This window comes from Citrobacter pasteurii (genome assembly GCF_019047765.1).
Taxonomy (GTDB): Bacteria; Pseudomonadota; Gammaproteobacteria; order Enterobacterales; family Enterobacteriaceae; genus Citrobacter; species Citrobacter pasteurii.
This window is the reverse complement of record NZ_CP077262.1, coordinates 2131433-2156172: the sequence shown is the minus strand read 5'-3', so window position 1 is coordinate 2156172 and position 24740 is coordinate 2131433. Positions and strand designations below refer to the sequence as shown.

The window sequence follows — 24740 nt, the reverse complement described above, 5'->3', positions numbered from 1 at the left end:
TCGAATGACCGCCTGGAGATGTTCACTTACGCCTGGTGGCCGTTGATGTAATCAATGGCAGCCTGAACGGTAGTGATTTTCTCAGCTTCTTCGTCCGGAATCTCAGTATCAAACTCTTCTTCCAGAGCCATTACCAGCTCAACGGTGTCAAGAGAATCTGCGCCCAGGTCTTCAACGAAGGAAGCATTGTTGGTTACTTCTTCCTGCTTAACGCCCAGCTGTTCGCCGATAATTTTCTTAACGCGTTCTTCGATAGTGCTCATACTCTTAAATTTCCTATCAAAACTCGCTTTCGCGATGGTTTTCGTAGTGTATAAAATGTTGAAAAATTTGCAACTAAATCCCGGCAGGTCTTACCACGATTTTGCGCTATTTTGAGGCCATTCACCCTAATAACGCAAATATTTTTCAATCGTGGTTAAACCATGTACATCCCGCCGTTGACGTGCAAAGTCTCACCTGTGATGTAACTTGCTTCGTCAGAAGCTAAAAATGCAACCGCACTGGCGATTTCCTGAGCGCCGCCAAGGCGACCCGCAGGAACCTGCGCCAGAATACCCGCACGCTGATCATCAGACAGCGCACGCGTCATGTCCGTTTCAATAAAGCCCGGAGCAACAACGTTTACAGTAATGCCACGAGACGCAACTTCGCGCGCCAGTGATTTACTGAAGCCGATCAGACCCGCTTTCGCCGCAGCGTAGTTAGCCTGACCCGCATTTCCCATGGTACCAACCACAGAACCGATAGTGATAATACGCCCATGACGCTTTTTCATCATAGCTCGCATTACCGCTTTTGACAGACGGAAAACAGATGACAGGTTGGTTTCGATGATATCGTTCCACTCGTCATCTTTCATGCGCATTAACAGGTTATCACGAGTAATCCCGGCATTATTGACCAGGATATCGACTTCACCAAATTCTGCACGAATATTTCCCAGAACTGATTCGATAGATGCAGGATCGGTCACATTCAACATCAGACCTTTGCCATTTGCACCTAAGTAATCGCTAATGGCCTGCGCGCCGCTTTCGCTGGTTGCAGTACCGATAACTTTCGCGCCACGGGCAACGAGTGTCTCAGCAATTGCGCGGCCAATGCCACGGCTTGCACCGGTAACCAGCGCGATTTTTCCTTCAAAACTCATGGTTTTCCTCTTTTATTGCTCTAGCGCCGCAGACATCGCCGCCGGCTCATTCAGTGCCGAAGCAGTCAGGGTGTCAACAATACGTTTCGTCAAACCGGTGAGGACTTTACCTGGACCGACTTCATACAGGTGCTCTACGCCCTGGGATGCCATAAATTCAACGGTCTTAGTCCACTGAACCGGGCTGTAAAGTTGACGAACCAGCGCATCGCGGATAGCATCGGCAGTGGTTTCGCACTTCACGTCAACGTTGTTCACAACGGAAACAATCGGCGTGTTAAAGGTAATTTTCTGCAGTTCAACAGCCAGTTTCTCGGCTGCTGGCTTCATTAGCGCACAGTGAGATGGAACGCTAACCGGTAACGGCAGAGCACGCTTAGCGCCAGCAGCTTTACAGGCTGCACCTGCACGCTCTACAGCTTCTTTGTGCCCGGCAATAACCACCTGACCCGGTGAGTTAAAGTTTACCGGTGAAACCACCTGACCTTCAGCAGATTCTTCGCACGCTTTCGCGATAGCAGCATCATCCAGACCAATGATAGCAGACATGCCACCAGTGCCTTCCGGAACCGCTTCCTGCATAAATTTGCCACGCAGTTCAACAAGGCGCACGGCATCAGCAAAACTGATAACACCTGCACACACCAGCGCAGAGTATTCACCCAGACTGTGACCTGCCATCAGCGCAGGTGTTTTACCACCCTGCTGCTGCCATACGCGATACAGCGCGACAGATGCCGTCAACAGCGCTGGCTGCGTCTGCCAGGTTTTATTCAGTTCTTCTGCCGGACCTTGCTGAGTCAGAACCCACAGATCATAGCCCAGCGCCGCTGAGGCTTCAGCAAAAGTTTCTTCAACAATTGGGTAGCTTGCTGCCATATCAGACAACATTCCAACGGTTTGAGAACCCTGACCGGGGAACACAAATGCAAATTGCGTCATGTTAAAATCCTTATACTAGAAACGAACCAGCGCGGAGCCCCAGGTGAATCCACCTCCGAAGGCTTCAAGCAATACCAACTGCCCTGCTTTAATTCGCCCGTCCCGGACGGCTTCGTCCAACGCGCACGGTACGGAGGCAGCGGACGTATTGCCGTGTCTGTCCAGCGTGACGACGACATTATCCATCGACATACCCAGCTTTTTCGCTGTTGCGCTGATAATGCGCAGGTTTGCCTGATGTGGCACCAGCCAGTCCAGCGCAGAACGGTCGAGATTATTTGCTTCCAGCGTTTCATCAACGATATGAGCAAGTTCGGTAACCGCAACTTTAAATACTTCGTTACCCGCCATCGTCAGGTGAATCGGGTTTTCCGGATTCACGCGATCGGCATTAGGCAGCGTCAGCAGTTCGCCATAGCTACCGTCAGCGTGCAAATGGGTGGAGATAATACCCGGCTCTTCTGATGCACTCAGTACAACCGCACCCGCGCCATCACCAAAAATAATGATCGTTCCACGGTCGGTTGGATCGCACGTGCGCGCCAGCACATCCGACCCGACAACCAACGCATGTTTGACGGCGCCGGATTTTACATACTGATCGGCAACGCTAAGTGCATAGGTAAAACCCGCACAGGCTGCAGCAACATCAAATGCCGGACAGCCTTTAATCCCCAGCATACTTTGGATCTGGCATGCCGCGCTTGGAAATGCGTGGGTTGATGACGTGGTAGCAACCACAATCAGACCAATTTGTTCTTTGTCGATACCGGCCATTTCAAGTGCACGGTTCGCGGCGGCAAAGCCCATCGTCGCAACGGTTTCATTTGGCCCAGCAATATGGCGTTCGCGGATACCTGTACGAGAGACGATCCACTCATCAGATGTCTCGACCATTTTTTCCAAATCGGCGTTAGTACGCACTTGTTCAGGCAGATAGCTGCCAGTACCAATAATCTTCGTATACATGTACGCTCAGTCACTTTTTGGTTATATACCGCCACGAGCAAATCACTGGTACGTTGACAGCACCCTCAGTCGCACTGTTACCTGTGCACTCGTGAGTTGATACTTTCGCCACCGTCCAGCAGTTCGAATCCAGCTGGGTATACAGATTCCAGGCGAGCGGCAATTCGCTGAGGAACTTGTCGCTGCACCGCCTGCACTGCCTGTTCAATCGCGACTTCAAATGCTCGCTGATTGGCAGCACCATGACTCTTAATCACCGTGCCGCGCAATCCTAACAGACAGGCGCCATTATACTGGTCGGGGTTGAGGTGACTAAATCGCCTTGTCAGGCTTTTTTGTAACCAACGTTTTAATAACAGCAGCCACCACGACCGTTTTTTGCCCTCACCCTGAGATTTCAGCAGTGAAAGGAACATTCTGACAACACCTTCCATCGTCTTTAATGTGACATTACCTGTAAAGCCGTCACAGACCAACACATCAGTTTTGCCAGTCAGCAACTCATTGGCTTCAAGATAGCCGATATAATTGATAGAAGGGATTGTTTTTAGCACAGCAGAAGCATCCCGAATACTGTCGAGACCCTTAGTTTCTTCTTCGCCGATATTGAGTAACGCAACGCGAGGCCTGGCAATGCCAACCACCTCTTCTGCCAGCACGGAACCCATGACGGCAAATTGCACCAACATCGTGCTATCACAATCCACGTTGGCGCCTAAATCCAGCACCACCGTTTTGCCCTTTTGCTGATGCGGTAAAACCGTGACCAGCGCAGGACGCTCAATACCCTCAAGGGGTTTGAGCAAGAGTTTCGCAAGCCCCATTAGTGCGCCCGTATTACCCGCGCTGACACAGGCTTGCGCTCGACCTTCTTTCACGAGCTCCAGGGCAACACGCATTGAGCTTCCACGACTGGCGCGAATAGCTTGCGAGGGCCGGGCATCACTGGCAATAACTGACTGAGCAGGGATAATCTGCAGACGTGAACGTTGTTCGAAGTCAGCTTTGGCAAGTAATGGCGCGATTGTATCGGGATCCCCGACTAAAAGAAGAGTGAGTTGCGAATTAGAATTCAGTGCCTGCAATGCTGCAGGCACTGTCACGGTAGGGCCAAAATCTCCCCCCATGACATCTAACGCCAGGGTTAGACGTGTCAAGGTATCGTCGCTGCCCGGTTAGGTATTTCCCCAGTTACCCGGGGAAAGCCTCACTAAGCTTCATCACGCTTGTACTCTCTGTGTTTCTCACCGAAGTGGGAAACCCATTGAGTCATGCGTGATTACTTAGCGATTACCTTACGGCCACGGTAGAAACCGTCGGCAGTGATGTGGTGACGCAGGTGTTGTTCACCAGAAGTTTTGTCTACAGACAGGCTGGTGACTGCGGTCAGAGCGTCATGAGAACGACGCATGCCACGTTTGGAACGGGTTGGTTTATTCTGTTGTACGGCCATGGACCTTACTCCTCAATTACTTACGCTTTAAGCTGGCTAATACGGCAAATGGGTTTGGTTTTTGCGCTTCATCAGGCAATTCGCCAAAGACCATGTCCGCCTCGGACACTTCACAGTGTTCAGAATCATGCACCGGAACTACCGGCAAGGAGAGGATAATCTCATCTTCAACCATTGCAAGCAGATCGATTTCACCGAATTCGTTAACCTCAATCGGCTCATACGCTTCCGGGAGTGCTTCAGCCTGCTCGTCAGAACGGACAGGACTAAAACAATATGTTGTGTGAACATGAAGTGGGAACGGTTTCCCGCAACGCTGACACTCGAGCGTAACCGAAACCTTTGCATCACCGGTTATAACGGCAAGGCGCTGGTTATCGATAGCGAACGACATGGAGCATTCCACATCACTGTCCACACTGACTACAGAATCGGCGACGCGCTCAACCAGATCAGAAGTATAGATACCTTCATAATCGAGGCGTTTTTGAGCCGTACGAACCGGATCAAGAGTCAGGGGTAATTTTACCTTTTGCATAGGGCGCGCATATTAACTTTGTAACGTCATATAGTCAAAGAAAAAGGCAGCCTGTGGTTGCCTTTTGCCAATAATTCGCACACATTGCGGGTCATCGACTTAAAATCGATCACGACAAGCCATCGCAGCCAGCTTGAAGGACGAAGTTCATAGTTTAAAATGGCTCTCATCATTACGCTATATGCGGGAGAAAAAATATGCCTCAACTTATTCTTGCGTCTACCTCTCCCTGGCGTCGCGCTTTGCTCGAAAAATTGGCCATCCCGTTTGAATGCGCAGCCCCAGAGGTTGATGAAACCCCCTTACCCGGCGAAACACCCCGGCATTTAGTGTTACGCCTGGCACAGGAAAAAGCGCAATCCCTTGCCCATCGGTTTCCATCACATTTGATAATTGGGTCTGATCAAATTTGTGTTCTTGATGGTGAAATAACCGGCAAGCCGTTAACGGAAGAAAACGCCAGACAACAATTAACCAAAGCCAGTGGAAATATTGTCACTTTTTACACCGGACTGGCGCTTTATAATTCAGCTAACGGTCATCTACAAACCGAAGTTGAACCGTTCGATGTCCATTTCCGCCATTTAAGTGAAATGGAGATTGAAGATTACGTGCGTAAAGAACGCCCGTTACACTGCGCAGGTAGTTTTAAAAGTGAAGGATTAGGTATCGCACTCTTCGAGCGTCTGGAGGGCCGCGATCCTAACACACTGATTGGCTTGCCGCTGATCGCCTTGTGTCAGATGCTGCGCCGGGAAGAGATGAACCCGCTGAACGCCTGATTAAAGAACGGCTGTACAGGCGTAATCAAGTAGGCCTGATAAGCGCAGCGCCATCAGGCGGAAAGATGCCGGATGGCGACGTAAACGTCTTATCCGGCCTACGGGTTTAACGCGATAAAATCGCAACGCGCATCAGGCTTTGCTGCGTAATACCTCAAGGCAGCGTTTCAGCTGATTATCCATCGGCGCTTCAACCCGCATAACCTCACCCGTACCAGGATGAGTAAACTTCAACGCAGCAGCGTGCAGAAACAGACGGTTCAACCCCGTACCCGTCAGTTGCTTATCGAACTCACGGTCGCCATAGCGGTCATCAAAAGCAATCGGATGTCCGGCAAATTGCGTATGCACACGGATCTGGTGAGTACGACCGGTTACCGGGCTACAACGTACCAGCGTGGCAAACGCATAGCGCTCCTCCACTTTAAAACGGGTTTCCGACGGTTTTCCTTCCTGATTTACCCGCACGATACGTTCGCCGCTTTGCAGAATGTTCTTTAACAAAGGTGCCTGCACAGCTTTGACATGCGATTGCCACTGACCTCTTACCAGTGCCAGATAGTCTTTTTGCATCCCTTTTTCACGCAATTGTTCATGCAGTGAACGCAGCGCCGAGCGCTTTTTGGCGACCAGCAACACACCGGATGTATCACGGTCCAGACGATGCACCAGTTCAAGGAAACGCGCTTCCGGACGTAAGGCACGTAAACCTTCGATCACGCCGAAGCTTAATCCGCTGCCACCATGGACGGCGGTGCCAGAAGGTTTGTTAAGCACCAGAATATGGTCATCTTCATACAAAATGACATCAGTCAGCGCAGCGACCTTCTGCAAATTCGGAGAAATCGCTTCTTCTTCACGCTCAGCGACACGCACTGGCGGAATACGCACAATATCCCCGTCTTCAAGTTTGTACTCGGGTTTGATGCGTTTTTTATTCACCCGCACTTCGCCTTTACGCAAAATGCGATAAATCATACTCTTCGGCACGCCTTTGAGCTGGGTGCGCAAAAAGTTGTCGATGCGTTGCCCTGCTTCATCGGCAGTAATGGCAACTATTTTTACGGCTGGAGTCTCTGTTTTCATGGGGGCCGATTTTAAATAGCCATCAAGATTCGCGCCACACATTTTTCTATGCTTATATTAACTGCTATACCCGATTACTTAAGTTTGACATAACCGATTTGGTGGTTATTAAAGCAATCACCAGGCGGAAGTGTAAAAACTGTGAGTAACCGGGTGATAAATGGCAAAAGTCATCTTGCTATAACAAGGTTAGCAGTGGAATAATGGTCTTGTTTCCGTGTTGAATCTTGTTAAAACAAGAACTTTTCCGGAATGACCCAATTTTGCCCGACCGATCATCAACGCAGCAATGGCGTAAGACGTATTGATCTTTCAGGCAGTTAGCGGGCTGCGGGTTGCAGTCCTTACCGGTAAGTGCTCTATGGATTTCGCGTTGTAGGAAGGCGGCAAGTCTGGGAACCACCAGAAGCTTACTCCTGTAAGTGTCTGGGGTGAGAAGATGAAGCCAACGCACCAACAGCGTGAAAGACGACAAGCACAATGGAAGCTTCTCTGGAGAGTAATACCCAGACTGTTCCCCTGATAATTGCGCTGTGTTTCCGTATGAAATACAGGCAACCGACACTCTGCGCCTCTTTGAGCTGACGATAACCGTGAGGTTGGCGACGCGAATAGACACGAGGCCATCGGTTCACACCCGGAAAGGCATTTCTCTGCCCGCAGCTTAGTCGTCAATGTAAGAATAATGAGTAAGTTACGATGAAAAGAATGTTAATTAACGCGACTCAGCAGGAAGAGTTGCGTGTCGCCCTTGTAGATGGGCAGCGTCTGTACGATCTGGATATCGAAAGTCCTGGACACGAGCAGAAAAAAGCCAACATCTATAAAGGTAAAATTACCCGTATTGAACCGAGTCTGGAAGCTGCTTTTGTTGATTACGGAGCTGAACGTCACGGTTTCCTCCCGTTAAAAGAAATCGCCCGCGAATATTTCCCCGCAAACTACAGTTCCCACGGCCGCCCCAACATTAAAGATGTGTTGCGTGAAGGTCAGGAAGTTATCGTTCAGATAGATAAAGAAGAGCGCGGAAATAAAGGCGCAGCACTGACAACCTTTATCAGTCTGGCAGGCAGCTATCTGGTTTTGATGCCGAACAATCCGCGTGCGGGCGGCATCTCTCGTCGCATTGAAGGCGATGACCGTACCGAATTAAAAGAAGCGCTGGCAAGCCTCGAACTGCCTGATGGCATGGGGCTTATCGTGCGTACCGCAGGTGTCGGCAAATCGGCCGAAGCACTGCAGTGGGACCTGAGCTTCCGTCTGAAACACTGGGAAGCCATTCAAAAAGCGGCTGAAAGCCGCCCTGCCCCGTTCCTGATCCACCAGGAAAGCAACGTCATCGTTCGTGCTTTCCGTGACTATTTACGTCAGGATATTGGTGAAATCCTTATCGATAACCCGAAAGTGATGGAGATGGCGCGTCAGCACATCGCTGCGCTGGGTCGTCCGGATTTCAGCAGCAAAATCAAACTGTACACCGGTGAAATCCCGCTGTTCAGCCACTACCAGATTGAATCCCAGATTGAATCCGCCTTCCAACGTGAAGTGCGTCTGCCTTCCGGCGGCTCAATCGTTATCGACAGCACTGAAGCGCTGACAGCTATCGATATCAACTCCGCACGCGCAACTCGCGGCGGCGATATTGAAGAAACGGCGTTTAACACTAACCTTGAAGCTGCCGATGAAATTGCGCGTCAGCTGCGTTTACGTGACCTTGGTGGCCTGATCGTCATCGATTTTATCGATATGACCCCGGTTCGCCACCAGCGAGCGGTAGAAAACCGTCTGCGTGAAGCCGTTCGTCAGGACAGAGCGCGTATTCAGATCAGCCATATTTCTCGCTTCGGTCTGCTGGAAATGTCCCGCCAGCGTCTGAGCCCGTCACTGGGTGAATCCAGTCACCACGTCTGCCCGCGTTGCTCCGGCACCGGTACCGTGCGTGACAACGAATCGCTGTCGCTCTCCATTCTGCGCCTGATCGAAGAAGAAGCGCTGAAAGAGAATACCCAGGAAGTTCACGCGATCGTCCCGGTACCCATTGCGTCTTATCTGCTCAACGAAAAACGTACTGCGGTCAATGCCATTGAGACGCGTCAGAACGGTGTGCGCTGTGTGATCGTGCCAAACGATCAGATGGAAACGCCGCACTATTCCGTACTGCGTGTACGCAAAGGGGAAGAGACGCCAACTCTGAGCTATCTGCTGCCGAAACTGCACGAAGAAGCGATGGCGTTGCCGACGGAAGAAGAATACGTCGAGCGTAAGCAACCTGAACAACCGGCACTCGCCACTTTCGCGATGCCTGATGTTCCGCCGGCTCCTGCACTGCAGGAGCCAGCAGTGAAAGCTGCCGCGCCTAAAGCTGCTGCCGCGACCGCACCTGTCGCCGCACAGCCGGGTTTGATTAGCCGTTTCTTCGGCGCGCTGAAGTCCATCTTTGGCAGCAGTGAAGAAGTGAAACCGGTTGAACAACCGGCCCCGAAAGCTGAAGAGAAAACGGAACGCCAGCAGGATCGTCGCAAACCGCGTCAGAACAATCGTCGCGATCGTAACGAGCGTCGTGATAATCGTGACAACCGTGGTGACCGTGACAACCGTAATGAGCGTTCAGAAAACGGCGAAAACCGTGAAGATAACCGCCGTAACCGTCGTCAGTCACAGCAGCAAAATGCGGAAGCACGCGATAACCGCCAGCAATCCACTGACGTCGCAGACAAAGCGAAATCTGGTGATGAGCAGCAGGCCCCGCGTCGCGAACGCAACCGTCGTCGCAACGATGACAAACGTCAGGCACAGCAGGAAGTTAAAGAACTGAACCTGGCTGAACAGCCTGCGCAGGATTCCGAGCAGGAAGAACGCGTGCGTCAGCCGCAAACTCGTCGTAAACAGCGTCAGTTGAATCAGAAAGTTCGATTCACCGACAGCGCGCCGGTTGAAGCCGAAGTGGCGACTGCAGCGATTGTTGCTGAAACCGCCGTTGCTCAATCGGTTGAACAGTCCGCCCCGGCTCAACGTACCGAACTGGCTAAAGTCGATTTACCCGTAGTCGTTGCACCAGAGCAAGAGGACAACAACGAAGCACGCGATAATAACGGTATGCCCCGTCGCTCGCGTCGTTCTCCTCGCCATCTGCGCGTAAGCGGGCAGCGTCGTCGTCGCTATCGGGACGAACGCTATCCGGTTCAGTCGCCGATGCCGTTAACGGTTGCCTGTGCTTCTCCGGAATTAGCGTCCGGCAAAGTCTGGATTAGCTACCCTGTTGCCCGCACTCAGGACATGCAGGTTGAAGAACAGCGCGAACAGAAACTGGATCAGGAACAAAACGCATCTGTGGCAGTAGAGCCTCAAGCCGCCGCCGCTGTCGTTGAGCACATTGCGGATATCCCTGTACAGGAAAACGTCGTGCAACCTGATGTTAGCGTAGCGGAAACGCAGGCCGTCGTTGTTGAAACCACGCATCCGGAAGTTATTGCTACTCCGGTCGAGCAGCAACCGCAAATTATCGCTGAGTCTGACGCACCGGTTGCCGAAGAGATCGCTGCGAAAGCCGAACCTGTGGCTGACGTTGTGACTGCGCCGGTTGTTGAAGAGCCTGCAGAGGTTGTTATTTCCCAGCCAGAAGTGGTTGAAGAGATTGCCGAAGTTGTGGAAACAGCGCCAGTTGTTGAAGAGATTGCTGCGCCGCAGGAAGTTGTTGCAGCGCCAATTGTAGAAGCGACTGTCGTTAAGCCTGAAGTTGTCGCAGCCAGTGTTGATGCTGAACACCTTCACAGCCATGCGACCGCACCGATGACCCGCGCTCCGGCTCCGGAATATGTGCCTGAAGCGCCGCGTCATAGCGAGTGGCAGCGCCCGGCATTCGCCTTTGAAGGCAAAGGTGCTGCAGGCGGACACAGCGCCACACACCAGGCGACCGCGCCTGCAACGCGCCCGCAGCCCGTTGAGTAAATCATAATCAACATCACAGCCGACCTTCGGGTCGGCTTTTTTATATCTGTTCTACGCCTTTCATCCCCGTCAGCTGCGGCATGACATCCTTCATTAAGGCTAAAAATTTGCGTAATCGGGTCGGATAGTAGCGCGCCCAGGGGTAGACCAAATGTACAGGCAACGATGCCGCATGCCACTCGGGTAGCAGCGCAACCAGGCGTCCGCTGGCAATATCTTCCTCGACCATCCAGCTCGACACAATCGTCACACCTAATCCTGCCAGGGCGGCATTTCTTGCAACATAAATACTGTCGGTGCTTAATCTGGGTGAAATATTCAGAGTGACCGGTTCATTACGCGATTGATTCAGTAACGAAACGCTGTGTTGGTAAAACGTGTTCACGGCAATCCACGGCAGCGCGGATAACTGCTCCGGATGCGAAGGCTCACCATACTGTTTCAGCAATGCGGGACTCACCACCATACTACGGGGAACTTCAGCCAGTAAAACCGAGACCGTAGCAGGATCAACCTCAGCCCCAACCCGGATAGCGCAGTCGATATTGTCGCTGAGAAAATCAACGGTCTTATCATTCAGCATCCACTCAACGGATAACTGTGGATAGCGGGAAAGGAACTGCAGAAGCGGTTCAAGGAGTTGTTGTTGGCCGAACGCATGTGGTGCCCGAACCCGCAACGTCCCCACCGGCTCATCCTCCGTGATGTTCAGTCCGTCCTCCAGCGCCAGCCAGGCATCAATGATGTGTTTGGCATGCTGATACCCTCGCTCACCATCATCAGTCAGCTTCATTGCATGGGTGGTACGCATAATCAGCTTAACGCCCAACAGCGTCTCAAGGGATTGTAACCGCCGACTGACGGTTGCCTGGGTGGTGCCCATTTGCTTTGCCGCCGCTGAAAGCGAACCGGCCTCGACGATGCGCACAAACGTGCGCATCAATTCCACCCTATCTATACGTTCAGTTTTTATCATTTATTCATTATTCATACGTGTAACGTATAACTGTTTTACCACTGCGCTCGCTACCGTGCTACCTGTTGAAGGATAAAAATAACCGCACATCCCGTGATTGAGGAATCATTTGTGAACACACACACCGCACTTTCCCGTTGGGTTATTTTTGTTCTGGCACTGGGCGCTGGGTTCAGCGTTGCCGCAATCTATTATGCCCAGCCTCTTTTACCTTTGATGGGTCAGGACCTGGCCTTAGACGTCACCGGCATGGGGCTGGTGCCAACGCTCACCCAGGCAGGATACGCGCTGGGCATTTTGTTTTTGTTGCCGCTGGGCGACCGTTATGACCGCCGGACATTGATCCTGCTAAAAAGCGTCTCTCTTGCCGCGCTGCTGTTGGCCTGCAGCTTTACCGGTCAGTTGCATTCGCTACTGCTGGTTAGCTTATTGATGGGGATGACAGCGACCATGGCTCAGGATATCGTGCCGGCCGCAGCCATCCTTGCGCCTGAAGGCAAGCAGGGAAAGACAGTGGGTACCGTCATGACCGGTCTTCTGCTGGGGATCTTACTCTCGCGGACCATCAGCGGGCTGGTAGGTGAAGCCTATGGCTGGCGGGAAATGTATCAACTTGCCGCTGTCAGTATTGCCGTGATTGCCGTACTGATGTGGAAAATGCTGCCCCGCTTTACGGTCCATTCCACGCTGAGTTATCCGGCATTAATGTTCTCCATGGCGCAACTGTGGCAGCGTTATCCTGCACTACGCCGGGCGGCGTTGGCACAGGGCTTCCTGTCCATTGCCTTTAGCGCCTTCTGGTCAACACTGGCGGTTATGCTCTCTGAGCATTACCACATGGGCAGTGCGATAGCGGGAGCATTTGGTATTGCAGGGGCAGCCGGGGCGCTGGCAGCCCCTATGGCAGGTCATCTGGCAGATAAAGTAGGTGCCGGACGGGTAACACAGTTGGGCGCGCTGTTAGTCACGCTTTCATTTGCACTGATGTTCTTGCTTCCGGCCCTGCCAGTACAGGGGCAGTGGCTGCTGATTGCCCTGTCAGCAATAGGCTTTGATCTCGGACTGCAATCCAGCCTGGTCGCCCACCAGAACCTGGTTTATAGCCTGGAGCCTCAGGCAAGAGGTCGTCTGAATGCGTTGCTATTTACCATGGTGTTTATCGGCATGGCGCTGGGTTCTGTACTCGGAAGTCAGGTCTATGCGCTGGCAAACTGGGAAGGCGTGGTGACACTGGCCACTTTCAGCGGCGTTGTTGCGCTGGTAATTAGACTGACCGGTAAATTACCTGTTAGCCAGACAACTGCAGCCTAAAAAAATGCCCGCTCCGGGGTGTATGTGGAGCGGGCAGACAAACATATCCAGTTTCATGATATGTTTCAAAAAGGATTGTTACCGGTTGAGCTGGAATAGTGACATTCCCTGCATATCGGTAAACGTTTTATACGATGCCTGTAGCGCAGCCTGCTGCATAACATACGAAGAAATCGCCGCATTCCAGTCAACATCAACCAGATTGCTCATCTGTTGCGTTTGACCCAACGCGCGATCGGCCCCCAACGAGTCCAGAGCGCTAAGTTCACTGAGTTGCGTACCGAGTTCAGCACGAACAGACAGCACATTATTCAGTGAGTTCTTCAGACCACGGTTGGATTTATCGATGGCGGCTTTGGCTGCCTCTTTAGCCGCATCATCGCCTTCAATCGGCTTATTCAGGGCTGCAATAGCGGTATCCAACATGACGAATAAGTTCGTTTCTGACTTGCTTCCATCTGGCTCTGGAACCGCGTTGCTGGTCACCGAGTCAAAAATCTTATCCCCGGTATGACCAATCACCATTGACCGAGCGGCATCGACCTGTTGGGTGATATTTTGAGTTCCACCACTATAGGTACCATCAGTCTGGGCAAATGGCGGGGCTTCCGTTTTGTAGCCGCCAAAGATATAACGACCATTACCGTCGGTACTGTTCGCCAGATTCATTAACTGATCGCGGATCCCTTGCAAATCAGTTGCCAACGATGCCCGGTTATCATCACTCAATGTACCGTTGCCAGCATTGACAATTTTTTCCTGTGCCGCGGTAATAGCGGTCGTCGCCCGGCTTAACACGTTCTCTTCCAGTGACACTTTTTGCGTCGCGAAAGTGCGCGCCAGCGTATATTGGCTGTTCTGCGCCTGGGCCTGTGAAAGTACCACGGCCTGTGATGCGGCAATCGGATCGTCAGACGGGTTGTTCACGCGTTTCCCCGTTGACATCTGCTCGCCAAATTTCAACCATTCAGCCTGAGAGTTGGTGATGCCGCGCATATTCTGCTGGTACATCATCTGAGTACTGATACGCATTGAATTCCTCTCCCTTAGCGAATATTCAGCAGTGCATCAAAGAGTGAATTCGCCGTTTGCAGTACCTGAGCGTTGGCCAGGTAATACTGCTGATAACGCTGCAAATTCCCGTACTCTTCGTCGAGGTTAACCCCGGAAATAGACTGTTGCTGATTTGAAAGCTGCGTGACCACGTTGTTTTGCGTGGTACTACTGGTTTTTAAGGTCGCCGTTTTGTTGCCGACATCGCTCACCAGCGTAGCGTAAGCATCGTTAAAGGTTTTATTCCCGATAGTTGCCTTGGTCTGCAGATCCAGCAATTTCTGACCGTTACGGTTATCGCTTTTTCCTTTATCAACATTGGGGGCAGTGTCATTTTTGGACACTTCAGCCATGGCGATTTTCGACTCGTCGGTCACCGCCACTTTCATATTAATAATGGCGTCACCCACGGGTTTCACCGTAAAGCTATCATTCGCCAGCGCACCATTTTTGACGGTGATTTCCAGCCCATCAAACGACATTTTTCCGTCAGTGACCGCCGGCTTAAAGCTGGTATTGTCAGCCAGACGGGTCACCTGCCAGTCAACGCCATCAAACGTAATTTTATAGTCTGTGGCCTGCACCGACGAGCTGTCGGTCATTTTAACGTCCAGCGCACCGGTCCCTTTATTTTTCGTATTGCTAAGGACTGCCGGGCCACCAATATCGAAAAAGTTTTTGCCCGGGTCGCCGTTGGCATCAAAACCTTTTTTGTGCTGCGTGTTAAACGCATCAGCAAAAGCGAGGGCCAACTGACCAAGGGTATTACGCGTCTGGTCGAGTTCCTGCGAACGGAACGTCAACAGCCCGCCCAGCGAACCGGTCGTGATCAGCTTTTCCGGGATGGCAACTTCTCCGGCCACGCCGTCAACATAAGCGACAGTCGTGCGAGAGGGATCATCGCTGGAAGGTACAGCGGCCAGTTGGCGAGCATTGCTGCCCTGCACCAGCGAATAGCCATTCGCCATAGTCACGTTATAGGTGCCGCCGTCCTGAATGCTGACTTCCACGCCGACAATCTTGTTCAGCTCACTCACCAGTTGATCGCGCTGATCGAGCAGATCGTTCGGTGATGCACCCGCGCCAACGCCGGTCAAACGGGAGATTTGGTCGTTAAGGCTGGCAATTTGCTTCGAATAGTTGTTGATTTGATCGACGCTGGCCTTAATCGCAATATTGACCTGCTTATCCTGATCGCGTAGATATTGGTCCGTCGTTCTGAACTGATTGACTAAGCCATCAGCTTTACCGATAAGTGCCTGACGCGCCGCCGGATCTTCTGCGTTACTCACCAACGTCTGCAGGCTGGTAAAAAAGCCCTGCATCGACGTTGAGATCGAACTGGTTTTGCTGGCGAGCAGGTTGTCGATTTTTGACATTTGCTCGTAACGTGTCGTCAGGCCGCTGCTCTGGTTCTGCGCCGCACGTAACTGATTAGTGATAAATGAGTCATACTCACGCTGTACGCCAGAAACATAGACACCATTGCCGACCCAGCCCCCCGCACCCAGCGTGCTGTTCGCTTGCGCCATAATTGTCGTTTGTCGGGTATAGCCGGCAACGTTATAGCTGGAGATGTTATTACTGGCAGTGTTCAACGCGGCCTGCGCTGCGCTGAGTCCACTCATCGCGTTATTAATCAAGCTGGACATGGAGGTTCCTTGTAATCCTTCAATACTCGGTATTATCGGCAGCAGGTCAGCAGACTTGAGCTATTTAAAAGAGATTATCGAGATTCGTGCTGTAGGTTTTACTCACCTTTTCGCTCATCGATTTTAGCTGCTGGATCATGCTGGTTAATTTGCGCGCATAGTTAGGGTCAGTGGCGTAACCAGCATTCTGCAATGCCTGGGCACCCTGCTCAGCGGTCGCGGCACCGGTCACCGCGGCGTAACGCGGATTGCGGGATATCAGACCGACATAATCCGACAGTGCTTCAAGATAGGAGCTATAAACACGGAATTTCGCTTTCACTTTTTTCGCCTCACCGTTTTCGTATTCGGTGGTGGTGATTTCAGTGGTCGGCCCTTTCCAGCTTCCCGAGGCTTTCACACCAAAAATGTTAAAGCTCGGCTCGCCATTCTCCCGTCGAATTTGTCGTTGCCCCCACCCGGACTCCAGCGCAGCCTGCGCCAGAATCAGATGATGAGGAACCCCACTCTGCTGACTGGCCAGTTTTGCCGGCAGCGAAAGTTGAGCCAGGAAGTCTTTGCTGTCACCCGACAGTGGCTCATCATTGCTTTCTGTGGTTCTGGGCATCGCTTTACGCACCAGTTGCGTCAGCGTCTGATTTTGATAGCTGGTCACCGTTTCCAGCGAGAATTTCATCGGTACCTGCGGCGCATCATCCGCAGGTTGCCCCTGTCCTTGCTTCATCTGCTTGACCATCATTTCTGCCAGCCCCAGACCTTTTCCTGCGGTCATCTGCTGGGCGATCTGTTGGTCATACATGCTGGTGTATAAACGCGTGGAGTCGCTGCTAAAGACACCGTCTTTTGGCAACGCCTCGCGCATACTTTTCAGCATCATCTGCACGAACATCCCTTCAACCTGGCGGGCGACCGGGCGGATATTTGCCGCCGGATCCTGACCCGCTTTCGCTTTCAGTTCGTTCAGTGATTGTGCATCCCAGGCTGCGCTGGTCAGCAGTTTGCTATCACCAATCATCAGATGATTTCCAGTTTGGCGCGCAGACAACCCGCACTTTGCATGGATTGCAGGATAGACATCAGGTCCATCGGTGTTGCCCCCAGCGCATTCAATGCACGTACGACGTTGTTCAGGTTGGCGCTGGAACGCACGCTCTGCAACGAACCACCGCTCTGGCGCAGATCGATCTGCGTTTGTGGCGTCACTACAGTTTGCCCACCGCCAAACGGTGTATCCGGCTGGCTAACATTCGCCTGGCGGTTAACCGTAATCGACAGGTTGCCTTGCGCCACGGCACAGCTGTCCAGCGTTACCTCGCGGTTCATGACCACCGATCCCGTACGCGAGTTAATAATTACCTTCGCGTCCTGCGGCGTGACGTTCACCTCCATATTCTGAATGTCGGCGAGGAAGCGCACCTGCGAACTGTTGCCGCTTGGCACCCGCACCTGGATCGTCCGGGCATCCAGCGCCGTTGCGCTGCCAAAACCGCGCGAGCGGTTAATGGTGTCGGTAATTTGCTGCGCCATGGTGAAATCTTCATTATTCAGCTGCAAATTAATGGTGTTACCGCCGCCGAACTGGCTGGGTAATTCGCGTTCGATGGTCGCGCCGTTGGTAATACGTCCGCCATTGAGCTGGTTTACCTGCACGCTGCTGCCACCCGCAGCCGCGCCTGCACCGCCAACCAGAATATTCCCCTGCGCCAACGCATATACCTGGCTATCGACCCCTTTCAGCGGAGTCATCAGCAGCGTACCGCCGCGCAGGCTTTTAGCGTTCCCCATGGAAGAGACCACCACGTCAATGGTTTGCCCCTGACGACCAAAGGCCGGGAACTGCGCGGTGACCATTACCGCTGCCACGTTTTTCAGCTGCATATTGGTGCCGGTGGGCACGGTGATCCCCAACTGCGACAGCATGTTGTTGAGCGTTTGTGTCGTAAATGGCGTCTGGGTAGTCTGGTCACCCGTACCATCCAGCCCGACCACCAGCCCATAACCAATCAGCGAGTTTTCCCGCACGCCCTGCACGCTGGTCAGGTCTCGAATACGGTCGGCATGCGCGAAGGCGGTTACCAACACCAGTACCATTCCAACAAAAGTTTTAAACACTGGAGACCTCGCTTACATCGGCGACAAGTTAAGGAAGAAACGCTGCAACCAGCCCATATTTTGCGCTTCATTGATGTAGCCGTTGCCGACATACTCAATCCGCGCGTCCGCAACCTGCGTTGACGGTACGGAGTTACTGCCACTGATGGTGCGCGGGTTAACCACCCCGGAGAAGCGAATGAATTCAGTGCCCTGATTAATGGCGATCTGTTTTTCACCCACGACATGTAAGTTGCCATTCACCAGTACCTGATCGACCGTTACGGTCAGCGTACCGCTGAAGGTATTTCTGGCGTTCGCGCCGCCTTTACCGTTAAACGAGTTGCCACCAGAAGCCTCTACGTCGGCACGCTCGTTGCCAAATAACCCCTGCAGATAACGTGGTACCGTGTCAAACCCAAAGTTAGTTTTGCCATCACGACTGGCATTCGCCGAGGAGCTTTTGCTCGCGCTGACGTTTTCCTGCAATACGATAGTCAACGTATCGCCAATATTGCGCGGACGGCGGTCTTCAAATAACGGCTGGTAGCCATAATTAATCGGCTGCGCAGACTGAAATATTGATCCATTCGCCACCGGCGTCGGGCCTGGAACTGGCTGGGCAGTCGTCGCGCCCTGCACGAGCGGAGTGGCCGGGATCCAGGCGCATCCTGTCAGTGAAACCACCAGCAGGGCCAAAATCGGGTATGGGTGAAGCGCGTATTTTCGCATTGCCTTCATCTTCAAAATCAGTACGCCGGTGAGGCTTTCACCCCACCGGACGTCACTTTAGAGTTGCGTCAGTTTCTGCAGCATCTGATCGGTGGTCGATACCGCTTTACTGTTGATTTCATAAGCACGTTGAACCTGGATCATGTTGACCAGTTCTTCCGCCACGTTGACGTTAGAGGTTTCCACATAACCCTGGTACAACAGGCCCGCACCGTTCAGCCCCGGCGTGCTTTCGTTCGGTGCACCGGACGATTGCGTTTCGGTGTACAGATTCTCACCAATACTTTCCAGACCGGTATCATTCATGAAGGTCGTCAGGTTGAGCTGCCCTACCTGAACTGGAGCAGCCTGACCCTGCTGGGTGACACTGACAATCCCGTCGCGCCCAATAGTGATACTGAGCGAGTTAGCCGGGATAGTGATTGCAGGCTGCACCTGAAAACCACCCGCCGTTACCAACTGACCGTTCTGATCCACCTGGAAAGAGCCATCACGGGTATAGGCTGACGTGCCATCTGGCAGCATGACCTGGAAAAACCCCTGGCCTTTAATCGCCACATCTTTACTGTTGTTGGTCTGCGACAGGTTACCCTGGCTATGTAAACGTTCGGTCGCAACCGGACGCACACCGGTACCAATCTGCAAACCAGACGGCAGCGTTGTCTGTTCAGAAGACTGAGCGCCAGGCTGGCGAATCGTCTGGTACAGCAGATCTTCAAACACCGCACGCTGGCGTTTAAAACCATTAGTACTGACGTTTGCCAGGTTGTTGGCAATCACATCCATGTTGGTTTGCTGCGCGTCCAGGCCGGTTTTGGCGATCCATAATGAATTGATCATAAAATGTCCTGTATTAACTCATCGACAGCAGTTGGTTGGCGCGGCCCGCGTTATCATCCACGCTACTGATAATCTTCATCTGCATTTCGAAACGGCGAGCGCTGGCGATCATATCGCTCATCGCCGCAACCGGTTTGACGTTACTGCCTTCCAGTACGCCCGACATCACGCGGATGCTGGGGTCGGCTTGCAGTGTCGGTCCCCGGGTAGCCTGCGCTGCCGCACTCAGACGGAACATACCGTCATCACCACGTTGCACTTCACTTCCCGTCGCTTTAACCAGCTTCAGACGTCCTACTGGCGCCACCGTATTCGCGGGATCGCCTGGGTTGAGCGCCGAAATCGTTCCGTCAGCGGCGATAGTCACTTCCGACCCTTCCGGTACCGCTATCGGCCCAGCTTCGCCAATCACCGGATGTCCCTGAATGGTCAGTTCACCGGTTGGACTCACCTGAATTGCGCCATTGCGGGTGTATCCTTCGCGGCCATCAGCGGTCTGCACAGCCAACCAGCCATCCTGCTGCAAAGCCACATCCAGCGGACGGGAGGTATAATCCATCTGGCCTGGCGTCATGTCAGCTCCAGGCGTGGAGGCGACCACCAGCGTACGCGTTGGCAGCGAAAGCCCTTCTACGGGAACCGCACGCAGCGCGTTGAGCTGAGCACGAAAACCCGGTGTGGAGGCATTTGCCAGGTTGCTGGCCGTCACCGCCTGTTGATTCAGCGTCTGACTGGCCGCGCCCATGGCGGTATATATTGCGTGATCCATTAAGCCATCCCGTCAGGCGCTTAGCGCAGGTTGACCAGTGTGTTAAGGATCTGATCCTGGGTTTTGATGGTCTGCGCATTCGACTGATAGTTACGCTGAGCGACGATCATATTCACCAGTTCTTTACTCAAATCCACGTTAGAGGCTTCCAACGCACCGTTGGTCAGTTTGCCGAAGTTCCCCGTACCCGCGGTACCCAGCAGTGCCACACCGGAGGCCTGCGTTGCCGCCCAGACGTTATCGCCCTGAGATGCCAGACCTTCGTTGTTGGCAAAGTTTGCCAGCACGATCTGTCCCAAAACCTGTTTCTGTTCGTTGGAGTAGTTACCGACTACGGTACCGTCATTGTTAATCTGGTAGCTCACCAGATCGCCTGGTTTGTAGCCGTCCTGGTTAGTGGCAACAATGTTGTTTGCACCGGTGTTCTGCTGCATGGAGTTCTGGAAACTCATTGCGAAGGTGACGGCAGGTGCGCCATTGAGCGCAGCTGTGGTGATATTGAATGTACCGCCGCCGGTTAGCGCCCCATTGGTATCAAATTCCAGCGTGGACGTTGGTGCGGTTGGTACAGCAGCCTTCGGATCGCTGCTATCAATGGTATAGACAGCCCATTTGTTATCAGGCTGTTTTACAAAATAGGCGTTAACTTCGTGGGCATTGCCCAGGCTGTCATAAACGGTAACAGGGCCTTTTTTGTTATAGCTGTCAGCATCTTTCGGATCGAACTTTGTCGTTGTCGGGATTTTATCCGATGAGTTCAGGTTGATCTGCATTGAGGCCTTGCTGGTTGCCTGTGCCGCCATCAATGTATTAGGGATCGTGATCGGCCCTGGGTTCGCACCTTGCTGAACTGTCGGCGGCGTACCGGTCGCTGGATAGCCCGTCAGTTTCAGTCCCTGCATGTTAACGATATTGCGGTTTTCATCGAGCTTGAACTGACCGTTACGGCTGAAGAAAACAGAACCATTGCTGTCAACCATACGGAAAAAACCGTTCTGGCTGATAGCCACATCCAGGCCACGTCCAGTGTTGGTGGTGGTACCATCGGTAAAGTCCTGGGTAATACCCGCAACTTTAACGCCCAGACCCACTTTAGAACCGGCGAACATGTCGGCAAAGGATGCCGTGCCGGATTTAAAACCGTAGGTGGCGGAGTTGGCGATGTTGTTACCAATGACATCGAGGTTGGTCGCTGCAGCGTTCAGACCGCTGACCGCTTGTGAAAAGGCCATGACTTACTCCTGATAAGTGTGAAGGCTTAAATTATCTGCCGTACTTCGTCGAGGGTGGTGGTTCCATAGGTGCCCAGGTCCAGCGTATTACCGCCGTTACTGCGGATAACACCCTGCACCAGCGCAAACTGTAGAGGCTGCGCCACAAGTTGCGTTCCGGCGTTGCTGGCCGCAATCGAAACGTTATACGAACCGCTCGGCGCATCCGTGCCGTCCGTCATGGTGCCATCCCAGGTAAAGGTGTGAACGCCCGCTTTCAACCCGCCAATATCAATGGTGCGTACCACCTTGCCGTCTTTATCGGTAATGGTTGCGGTAACCTTATCTGCCGGTTGCTGCAGCTCAACGCCAAACGGTGTCGTGGTCGTCGTTGCCCCTTCTTCCGCACCTTTACCGGTCAGAATGGTGGTTCCCGGGATCATGACGCCATGACCAATCAGAGTACTGGCCTGCAACGACTGGCTGCTATCGATCTGCCCGGAGATCGATCCCAGCGTGGTATTCAATTTTTCAATGCCGCTTACGGTACTGATTTGCGCTAACTGGGTAGTCAACTCATTGTTTTGCAGCGGGTTGGTCGGATCCTGGTTTTTCAACTGCGCGACCAGAAGCGTCAGAAAGCTGCTTTGCAGATCGGCCGCGTTGCTCCCTGTCAGCGAACTTTTGCCAGTGGCAGCATTAACACCCGACGTACTCGGGTCATTCATTTTTACAGCAACGGACATGTGCGCCTCCTTTACTGGCCCAGCGTCAGCGTTTTAAGCATCAAGCTTTTTACGGTATTGAGCACTTCAACGTTCGCCTGATAGCTGCGTGAAGCAGACATGGTGTTAACCATCTCGCCGACCACGTCGACATTCGGCATTTTTACGTAGCCATTCGCATCCGCCAGCGGATTGCCCGGCTCATAAACCAGCTTGTCCGGCGCCTGACTTTCAATGACGTCAGAAACTTTTACGCCACCGGTTGCTGCGCCTGGCGCTGCATCGACCTGAAAAACAACCTGCTTTGCGCGATACGGCTGACCATCAGGTCCGGTCACGCTATCGGCGTTCGCCATGTTGCTGGCAGCCACGTTCAGACGCTGAGACTGAGCCGTCAGCGCAGAACCTGCGATATCAAAAATATTGAGCAACGCCACGGGTTAGTTCCCTCCTTGCAGCACGTTCATCATGCCCTTGATTTGCCCACCTAACGCGGTAAGCCCCATCTGGTACTTCAGGCTGTTATCCGCAAACTGCGTACGCTCCCTGTCCATATCCACCGTGTTGCCATCCAGAGACGGCTGGTCAGGAATGCGATAGAGCAACTCCGTAGAAGGAGCCGAGACAGTCTGGGCAGGAATGTGTTGTGCAGAGGTCAGCGTCAACGAAACACCGCCCGTTTCTTCCCGCCCGCGCACCATGACTTTTTTTAATTCACTGGCGAAATCCAGGTCGCGCGCCTGATACCCTGGCGTGTCGGCATTGGCAATGTTGGCCGCTAATATTTCCTGGCGTTGGGCGCGCAAATTCAGCGCTTCCTGTTGAAAACGTAAGGCGGCGTCGAGCTTATCGAGCATATCTCCTCCGCAAATGACAAAATTCAGCCGACAGCTTAAATCCCATCACGCGCGCGTTATCGCCGGAATAAACGCAAAATGCGTCGCTATTTGTTGCGTTGATGACTGCGTCACACAGGTAGAATCCTGCCACTACCTGAAAAAGCGCGAGGTTTTGATGCAAACGTTTAAACGTGGAATAGTTGTGGCAGCACTGCTGTTCAGCCCTATGACGCTGGCACAAGACCTGAATTCGCAGTTAACCGCGTGGTTTTCCCAGCGCCTGGCCGGGTTTAGCGATGAGGTGGTCGTCACTGTCCGTACGCCGCCAAACTTGCAGCCCAGCTGTGACCAGCCTGCGCTGAGCGTGTCCGGCAGTGCGAAACTGTGGGGTAACGTGAACGTACTGGCTCGCTGCGCCAATGAAAAGCGCTACCTGCAGGTCACGGTGCAAGCCACCGGCAACTATGTTGTCGCAGCGGCCCCTGTTGCCCGAGGAAGCGCACTGAACGCGGCCAGCGTAACGCTAAAACGTGGTCGTTTGGATCAACTGCCGCCACGCGCCGTACTGGACGTTAATCAGGTTCAGGATGCCGTGAGCCTGCGCGACCTGGTTCCCGGTCAGCCAATCCAGCTCACAATGTTGCGCCAGGCGTGGCGGATAAAAGCGGGTCAACGCGTGATGGTTATCGCCAACGGAGACGGCTTTCGGGTCAATGCCGAAGGTAAAGCGCTCAACAATGCAGCCGTCGCGCAAAACGCACGGGTGCGGATGATTTCTGGTCAGGTGGTGAGTGGAATCGTCGATTCTGATGGGAATATTCTTATTAACCTATAATAGGTTAAAGATTTTTTAGCGAGTGCCGATAGATAATCAACCAATGATTAAAGCGGGTCGCTATAGCGTAACCCCTCGATGAGGATAGAAAAAATGAGTATTGATCGTACCTCACCATTGAAGCCAGTAAGCACTGTCCAGCCACGCGAAACCAGCGACTCGCCGGTACAAAAAGCGCGGAAGGAAAAAACAGCGACGACAAACAGCACCAGCGTAATGCTGAGTGACGCTCAGGCCAAACTGATGCAGCCCGGCACCAATGACATCAACATGGAACGTGTCGAAGCGCTGAAAACCGCGATCCGTAACGGCGAGCTGAAAATGGATACCGGAAAAATTGCCGACTCGCTGATCCGCGAGGCACAGAGCTACCTACAGAGTAAATAAAGTATGACTCGTTTGTCAGAAATACTTGATCAGATGACGGCCGTCCTCAATGACCTGAAAACGGTGATGGATGCTGAGCAGCATCAGCTTTCTGCAGGGCAGATCAACGGTAGCCAGCTACAGCGAATTACAGAAGAAAAAAGTTCTTTGCTGGCCACCCTCGATTATCTGGAACAGCAGCGCCGCCTGGAAAATGATGCCTCGCGCAGCGCCAATGATGAGATTGCCGAGCGCTGGCAGACAATCACGAAGAAGACACAGCATTTGCGCGATCTCAACCAACACAATGGTTGGCTGCTCGAAGGGCAGATCGAACGCAATCAACAGGCAATTCAAGTGCTGAAACCGCACCAGGAGCCGACGCTGTATGGCGCAAACGGCCAGACCTCTGCGGCACATCGCGGCGGGAAAAAATTCTCTATTTGATCATTGCCTGATGGCATTGTGC

The 24740-nt window shown here is 52.9% G+C and carries 26 protein-coding genes; 6 read left to right on the top strand and 20 right to left on the bottom strand.

The features are described 5' to 3' along the window. Positions 1 to 26: 26 nt before the first annotated feature. The 7 genes from acpP to yceD form a co-directional block, all read right to left on the bottom strand. A complete protein-coding gene (acpP, locus tag I6L54_RS10365) occupies positions 27 to 263 on the bottom strand; it encodes an acyl carrier protein (RefSeq protein WP_000103754.1) in 237 nt (78 codons plus the stop codon). A gap of 155 nt (positions 264 to 418) precedes the next feature. Further along, the gene (gene fabG, locus I6L54_RS10360; RefSeq protein ID WP_005129017.1) at positions 419 to 1153 is read right to left on the bottom strand and encodes a 3-oxoacyl-ACP reductase FabG; all 735 of its coding nucleotides are present in this window, start codon (positions 1151 to 1153) and stop codon (positions 419 to 421) included. A gap of 12 nt (positions 1154 to 1165) precedes the next feature. After that, entirely contained in the window at positions 1166 to 2095 is a 930-nt protein-coding gene (fabD, locus tag I6L54_RS10355) for an ACP S-malonyltransferase (RefSeq protein WP_005129018.1), read from the bottom strand. 15 nt (positions 2096 to 2110) lie between these two features. Then, on the bottom strand, positions 2111 to 3064 hold the full coding sequence (gene fabH / locus I6L54_RS10350) for a beta-ketoacyl-ACP synthase III (RefSeq protein ID WP_005129019.1): 954 nt from the start codon (positions 3062 to 3064) through the stop codon (positions 2111 to 2113). Between the two features lie 77 nt (positions 3065 to 3141). Next, on the bottom strand, positions 3142 to 4221 hold the full coding sequence (gene plsX, locus I6L54_RS10345) for a phosphate acyltransferase PlsX (RefSeq protein ID WP_072041423.1): 1080 nt from the start codon (positions 4219 to 4221) through the stop codon (positions 3142 to 3144). 122 nt (positions 4222 to 4343) lie between these two features. Continuing rightward, complete coding sequence (rpmF, locus tag I6L54_RS10340) at positions 4344 to 4517, bottom strand: 50S ribosomal protein L32 (RefSeq protein WP_003036242.1); 174 nt, start codon at positions 4515 to 4517, stop codon at positions 4344 to 4346. Between the two features lie 16 nt (positions 4518 to 4533). Continuing rightward, positions 4534 to 5055 carry a 23S rRNA accumulation protein YceD gene (gene yceD / locus I6L54_RS10335; RefSeq protein ID WP_003036239.1) on the bottom strand — a complete coding sequence of 174 codons (522 nt, stop codon included), beginning with the start codon at positions 5053 to 5055 and terminating at the stop codon, positions 4534 to 4536. A 197-nt stretch (positions 5056 to 5252) separates the two neighbouring features. Between yceD and I6L54_RS10330 the strand changes: the two genes are divergently transcribed. Continuing rightward, on the top strand, positions 5253 to 5837 hold the full coding sequence (locus tag I6L54_RS10330; protein WP_040230685.1) for a Maf family protein: 585 nt from the start codon (positions 5253 to 5255) through the stop codon (positions 5835 to 5837). Between the two features lie 132 nt (positions 5838 to 5969). On the opposite strand, the gene rluC is transcribed toward I6L54_RS10330, so the two are convergent. Further along, the gene (gene rluC, locus I6L54_RS10325) at positions 5970 to 6923 is read right to left on the bottom strand and encodes a 23S rRNA pseudouridine(955/2504/2580) synthase RluC (protein ID WP_005129028.1); all 954 of its coding nucleotides are present in this window, start codon (positions 6921 to 6923) and stop codon (positions 5970 to 5972) included. A 699-nt stretch (positions 6924 to 7622) separates the two neighbouring features. On the opposite strand from rluC, the gene rne reads away from it, so the two are divergent. Then, positions 7623 to 10871: a ribonuclease E gene (rne, locus tag I6L54_RS10320; protein ID WP_040230681.1), complete on the top strand. Its 3249-nt coding sequence runs from the start codon at positions 7623 to 7625 to the stop codon at positions 10869 to 10871. 40 nt (positions 10872 to 10911) lie between these two features. Here rne and I6L54_RS10315 read toward each other — a convergent pair whose 3' ends face one another. After that, positions 10912 to 11847: a LysR family transcriptional regulator gene (locus I6L54_RS10315; protein ID WP_040230679.1), complete on the bottom strand. Its 936-nt coding sequence runs from the start codon at positions 11845 to 11847 to the stop codon at positions 10912 to 10914. Positions 11848 to 11958: 111 nt separating this feature from the next. Here I6L54_RS10315 and I6L54_RS10310 point away from each other — a divergent pair, with 111 nt between their 5' ends. After that, positions 11959 to 13158 (top strand): MFS transporter, encoded by a 1200-nt coding sequence (locus tag I6L54_RS10310; protein ID WP_040230678.1) that lies wholly within the window; start codon positions 11959 to 11961, stop codon positions 13156 to 13158. Between the two features lie 78 nt (positions 13159 to 13236). Here I6L54_RS10310 and flgL read toward each other — a convergent pair whose 3' ends face one another. From flgL to flgB, 11 genes are all read right to left on the bottom strand, one after another. Beyond that, a complete protein-coding gene (gene flgL / locus I6L54_RS10305) occupies positions 13237 to 14190 on the bottom strand; it encodes a flagellar hook-associated protein FlgL (RefSeq protein WP_005129037.1) in 954 nt (317 codons plus the stop codon). Positions 14191 to 14204: 14 nt separating this feature from the next. Beyond that, positions 14205 to 15863 carry a flagellar hook-associated protein FlgK gene (gene flgK, locus I6L54_RS10300; RefSeq protein WP_040230676.1) on the bottom strand — a complete coding sequence of 553 codons (1659 nt, stop codon included), beginning with the start codon at positions 15861 to 15863 and terminating at the stop codon, positions 14205 to 14207. A gap of 64 nt (positions 15864 to 15927) precedes the next feature. Next, positions 15928 to 16878: a flagellar assembly peptidoglycan hydrolase FlgJ gene (gene flgJ / locus I6L54_RS10295; RefSeq protein WP_005129043.1), complete on the bottom strand. Its 951-nt coding sequence runs from the start codon at positions 16876 to 16878 to the stop codon at positions 15928 to 15930. Next, positions 16878 to 17954 carry a flagellar basal body P-ring protein FlgI gene (locus tag I6L54_RS10290; RefSeq protein WP_005129044.1) on the bottom strand — a complete coding sequence of 359 codons (1077 nt, stop codon included), beginning with the start codon at positions 17952 to 17954 and terminating at the stop codon, positions 16878 to 16880. The genes flgJ and I6L54_RS10290 overlap by 1 nt, the downstream gene beginning before the upstream one ends. Positions 17955 to 17987: 33 nt before the next feature. Further along, on the bottom strand, positions 17988 to 18686 hold the full coding sequence (flgH, locus tag I6L54_RS10285; protein WP_003836756.1) for a flagellar basal body L-ring protein FlgH: 699 nt from the start codon (positions 18684 to 18686) through the stop codon (positions 17988 to 17990). Between the two features lie 57 nt (positions 18687 to 18743). Continuing rightward, positions 18744 to 19526 (bottom strand): flagellar basal-body rod protein FlgG, encoded by a 783-nt coding sequence (gene flgG / locus I6L54_RS10280; RefSeq protein WP_005129045.1) that lies wholly within the window; start codon positions 19524 to 19526, stop codon positions 18744 to 18746. Between the two features lie 13 nt (positions 19527 to 19539). Continuing rightward, complete coding sequence (locus I6L54_RS10275; RefSeq protein WP_005129046.1) at positions 19540 to 20295, bottom strand: flagellar basal body rod protein FlgF; 756 nt, start codon at positions 20293 to 20295, stop codon at positions 19540 to 19542. 20 nt (positions 20296 to 20315) lie between these two features. Beyond that, complete coding sequence (gene flgE, locus I6L54_RS10270) at positions 20316 to 21527, bottom strand: flagellar hook protein FlgE (protein ID WP_040230673.1); 1212 nt, start codon at positions 21525 to 21527, stop codon at positions 20316 to 20318. Between the two features lie 26 nt (positions 21528 to 21553). Continuing rightward, complete coding sequence (gene flgD / locus I6L54_RS10265; protein WP_040230672.1) at positions 21554 to 22252, bottom strand: flagellar hook assembly protein FlgD; 699 nt, start codon at positions 22250 to 22252, stop codon at positions 21554 to 21556. Between the two features lie 11 nt (positions 22253 to 22263). Next, complete coding sequence (gene flgC, locus I6L54_RS10260) at positions 22264 to 22668, bottom strand: flagellar basal body rod protein FlgC (protein ID WP_005129054.1); 405 nt, start codon at positions 22666 to 22668, stop codon at positions 22264 to 22266. Between the two features lie 3 nt (positions 22669 to 22671). Continuing rightward, positions 22672 to 23088 carry a flagellar basal body rod protein FlgB gene (gene flgB / locus I6L54_RS10255; RefSeq protein ID WP_003036189.1) on the bottom strand — a complete coding sequence of 139 codons (417 nt, stop codon included), beginning with the start codon at positions 23086 to 23088 and terminating at the stop codon, positions 22672 to 22674. 157 nt (positions 23089 to 23245) lie between these two features. Between flgB and flgA the strand changes: the two genes are divergently transcribed. From flgA to flgN, 3 genes are all read left to right on the top strand, one after another. Further along, a complete protein-coding gene (gene flgA, locus I6L54_RS10250) occupies positions 23246 to 23905 on the top strand; it encodes a flagellar basal body P-ring formation chaperone FlgA (protein WP_005129055.1) in 660 nt (219 codons plus the stop codon). Positions 23906 to 23998: 93 nt separating this feature from the next. Continuing rightward, a complete protein-coding gene (flgM, locus tag I6L54_RS10245) occupies positions 23999 to 24292 on the top strand; it encodes a flagellar biosynthesis anti-sigma factor FlgM (RefSeq protein WP_005129057.1) in 294 nt (97 codons plus the stop codon). A gap of 3 nt (positions 24293 to 24295) precedes the next feature. Next, positions 24296 to 24718: a flagella biosynthesis chaperone FlgN gene (flgN, locus tag I6L54_RS10240; protein WP_040230671.1), complete on the top strand. Its 423-nt coding sequence runs from the start codon at positions 24296 to 24298 to the stop codon at positions 24716 to 24718. Positions 24719 to 24740: the final 22 nt, after the last annotated feature.

What these genes read in the sequence shown, in the direction of transcription:
- flgH (WP_003836756.1), bottom strand. Translation starts at nt 18,686, where the DNA reads ATGCGAAAATACGCGCTTCACCCATACCCGATTTTGGCCCTGCTGGTG.
- yceD (WP_003036239.1), bottom strand. Translation starts at nt 5,055, where the DNA reads ATGCAAAAGGTAAAATTACCCCTGACTCTTGATCCGGTTCGTACGGCT.
- fabG (WP_005129017.1), bottom strand. Translation starts at nt 1,153, where the DNA reads ATGAGTTTTGAAGGAAAAATCGCGCTGGTTACCGGTGCAAGCCGTGGC.
- rpmF (WP_003036242.1), bottom strand. Translation starts at nt 4,517, where the DNA reads ATGGCCGTACAACAGAATAAACCAACCCGTTCCAAACGTGGCATGCGT.
- rluC (WP_005129028.1), bottom strand. Translation starts at nt 6,923, where the DNA reads ATGAAAACAGAGACTCCAGCCGTAAAAATAGTTGCCATTACTGCCGAT.
- flgL (WP_005129037.1), bottom strand. Translation starts at nt 14,190, where the DNA reads ATGCGTATCAGTACTCAGATGATGTACCAGCAGAATATGCGCGGCATC.
- flgN (WP_040230671.1), top strand. Translation starts at nt 24,296, where the DNA reads ATGACTCGTTTGTCAGAAATACTTGATCAGATGACGGCCGTCCTCAAT.
- fabH (WP_005129019.1), bottom strand. Translation starts at nt 3,064, where the DNA reads ATGTATACGAAGATTATTGGTACTGGCAGCTATCTGCCTGAACAAGTG.
- flgG (WP_005129045.1), bottom strand. Translation starts at nt 19,526, where the DNA reads ATGATCAATTCATTATGGATCGCCAAAACCGGCCTGGACGCGCAGCAA.
- fabD (WP_005129018.1), bottom strand. Translation starts at nt 2,095, where the DNA reads ATGACGCAATTTGCATTTGTGTTCCCCGGTCAGGGTTCTCAAACCGTT.
- I6L54_RS10290 (WP_005129044.1), bottom strand. Translation starts at nt 17,954, where the DNA reads ATGGTACTGGTGTTGGTAACCGCCTTCGCGCATGCCGACCGTATTCGA.
- flgB (WP_003036189.1), bottom strand. Translation starts at nt 23,088, where the DNA reads ATGCTCGATAAGCTCGACGCCGCCTTACGTTTTCAACAGGAAGCGCTG.
- flgD (WP_040230672.1), bottom strand. Translation starts at nt 22,252, where the DNA reads ATGTCCGTTGCTGTAAAAATGAATGACCCGAGTACGTCGGGTGTTAAT.
- acpP (WP_000103754.1), bottom strand. Translation starts at nt 263, where the DNA reads ATGAGCACTATCGAAGAACGCGTTAAGAAAATTATCGGCGAACAGCTG.
- I6L54_RS10330 (WP_040230685.1), top strand. Translation starts at nt 5,253, where the DNA reads ATGCCTCAACTTATTCTTGCGTCTACCTCTCCCTGGCGTCGCGCTTTG.
- flgM (WP_005129057.1), top strand. Translation starts at nt 23,999, where the DNA reads ATGAGTATTGATCGTACCTCACCATTGAAGCCAGTAAGCACTGTCCAG.
- rne (WP_040230681.1), top strand. Translation starts at nt 7,623, where the DNA reads ATGAAAAGAATGTTAATTAACGCGACTCAGCAGGAAGAGTTGCGTGTC.
- flgA (WP_005129055.1), top strand. Translation starts at nt 23,246, where the DNA reads ATGCAAACGTTTAAACGTGGAATAGTTGTGGCAGCACTGCTGTTCAGC.
- I6L54_RS10315 (WP_040230679.1), bottom strand. Translation starts at nt 11,847, where the DNA reads ATGATAAAAACTGAACGTATAGATAGGGTGGAATTGATGCGCACGTTT.
- I6L54_RS10275 (WP_005129046.1), bottom strand. Translation starts at nt 20,295, where the DNA reads ATGGATCACGCAATATATACCGCCATGGGCGCGGCCAGTCAGACGCTG.
- flgJ (WP_005129043.1), bottom strand. Translation starts at nt 16,878, where the DNA reads ATGATTGGTGATAGCAAACTGCTGACCAGCGCAGCCTGGGATGCACAA.
- flgK (WP_040230676.1), bottom strand. Translation starts at nt 15,863, where the DNA reads ATGTCCAGCTTGATTAATAACGCGATGAGTGGACTCAGCGCAGCGCAG.
- flgE (WP_040230673.1), bottom strand. Translation starts at nt 21,527, where the DNA reads ATGGCCTTTTCACAAGCGGTCAGCGGTCTGAACGCTGCAGCGACCAAC.